Raw genomic sequence first — 2,172 nt, 5'->3', positions numbered from 1 at the left:
GGGTGGGCGCGCATGACAGGATATAACACCATCTTCATAGACGACCGCGATCCGTTTGCTCATGGCTTTGTCGTCAAATAGTCCCTTTTGGATCACTGGAGAATTAAGGCGCGACTAGTCAATTCGTCTAACACGAGCGAAAACGCCGGAATTTCTGTTGCATTGTATATGAAATTTGGTGAAAATTTCGGGAGAATATATGTCAGCAAATGTAACGTTGTTGTGTCAGCCAAAAAAGCAGTTGCTTTCTCTAACGCAGACGCTAGGTGTAAAGACATTGGGGTAATGGGAACCGGATAAAAAAACCGGATAAGAAACTTCCCAATAAAATGAGGGGTATCGTTGCGATGGAGTACTTCATCCAGCAATCGATCAATGGATTGACGCTTGGTTCGATCTATGGGCTGATCGCCATCGGCTATACGATGGTTTACGGAATTATCGGTATGATCAACTTCGCCCACGGCGATGTTTTCATGCTCGGCGCCTTCATGGCGATGATTGTTTTTCTTGCCTTGACTACTTTCATTGGAGGTGTGCCAGTCGTTCTCGCACTGCTCCTGATGATGATCGTGGCAATGCTGCTGACGGGGTTGTGGAGCTGGACGATAGAGCGCCTGGCCTACCGGCCCTTGCGCGGATCGTTCCGTCTCGCACCGTTGATTACAGCGATCGGCATGTCGATCGCGTTGTCCAATTTCGTGCAGGTCACACAGGGTCCGCGCAACAAGCCGATCCCGCCACTCGTCAACGGTGGCATCACAATTTATGGTACGAACATCACAGTTGCCTACAAACAGATGGTCATCATCATCGTGACGGTGATCCTGCTTGCCGCATTCTGGTATCTTGTCAACAAAACGACGCTCGGAAGGGCGCAGCGCTCCTGTGAACAAGACCGCAAGATGGCGGCTCTGCTCGGTATCGACGTAGACAAGACCATTTCCATGACCTTCGTTATGGGCGCCATGCTCGCGGCAGTCGCTGGCACGCTTTATCTCATGTTTTACGGCGTCATCTCCTTCACCGATGGTTTCACCCCAGGCGTAAAAGCTTTCACTGCCGCGGTGCTGGGTGGTATTGGCTCGCTCCCCGGCGCGGTGGTTGGCGGTCTGCTGATCGGCCTGATCGAGGCTCTTTGGTCCGCCTATTTCTCCATCGACTACAAGGACGTTGCCGCATTCTCGATTTTGGCAATTGTTCTGATCTTCCTGCCTTCCGGCATTCTCGGTCGGCCCGAAGTCGAAAAGGTTTAAGCGTATGGCCGACGTCCAAAAAATAGAACCGGATTCCGTCTTCGCAAAAGCTGTGAAAGAAGGGCTCCTCGCCGGTGCTCTCGCCTTCGGATTGTTCTTTCTGATCGTCGGTTTCCGCACCGATCAGAATATCCGAAACGAGCTTGTTCTCAACCAGCGTTGGGGACTGCTGGCGATCTTCGTGCTTGTCGCAGGTATAGGGCGGTTTTTACTGACCGCTTACATTACACCGTGGAGCGAAGCGCGCAGCAAGAACAAGCGTGCTGCAGTCGAAAAAGAACAATCCGCATTCCGCAAGAGCTTCCCCAAGATTGGACTCGGACTGCTGCTCATCTATCCATTCCTCGTGATTCTGATCCTCTGGGCCTATAACGGCTCTATCATGGGTGGCCTGCAAGGCTCATTGAAGTATGTCGATAATTTTGGCATTCAGATCCTGATCTATGTGATGCTCGCCTGGGGTCTGAATATTGTGGTCGGTCTTGCCGGACTGCTCGATCTCGGTTATGTCGCCTTCTACGCTGTTGGCGCTTATTCCTACGCATTGCTCTCAACCCATTTCGGTTTATCGTTCTGGCTGTTGCTGCCGATGGCGGGTATTTTCGCCGCCCTCTGGGGCATTATGCTCGGCTTCCCGGTTTTGCGCCTACGCGGCGACTATCTGGCGATTGTCACCCTCGCTTTCGGTGAAATCATTCGTTTGGTGTTGATCAACTGGACCGTCGTTACCAAAGGCACGTTCGGTATTTCGGGTATCGCCAAAGCAACCTTGTTTGGCATTCCTTTCACCCCTGGACCAACCGGTTTCGCAGCGCTGCTTGGTCTTCCCAATTCCGGCGTCTACTACAAGATTTTTCTCTACTACCTTATTCTGCTCCTTGCGCTCCTGACTGCATGGGTCACCATTCGCCTGCGC

3 protein-coding genes are annotated in these 2,172 nt (G+C 52.1%); all 3 read left to right on the top strand.

Annotated features, from left to right (window positions below):
* Positions 1 to 81 (top strand): proline racemase family protein (locus ACXJ5O_RS25075; RefSeq protein WP_457302277.1); only part of this gene is annotated, 81 nt, incomplete at its 5' end.
* Between the two features lie 266 nt (positions 82 to 347).
* On the top strand, positions 348 to 1,256 hold the full coding sequence (locus tag ACXJ5O_RS25070; protein WP_112531051.1) for a branched-chain amino acid ABC transporter permease: 909 nt from the start codon (positions 348 to 350) through the stop codon (positions 1,254 to 1,256).
* Between the two features lie 4 nt (positions 1,257 to 1,260).
* On the top strand, positions 1,261 to 2,172 hold a 912-nt coding region (locus tag ACXJ5O_RS25065; RefSeq protein ID WP_457302276.1), incomplete at its 3' end, for an ABC transporter permease subunit.

It is taken from the genome of Phyllobacterium sp. P5_D12 (genome assembly GCF_054049495.1).
Note: the sequence above shows the minus strand (reverse complement) of the source record. Positions and strands in the feature narration are given on the sequence as shown.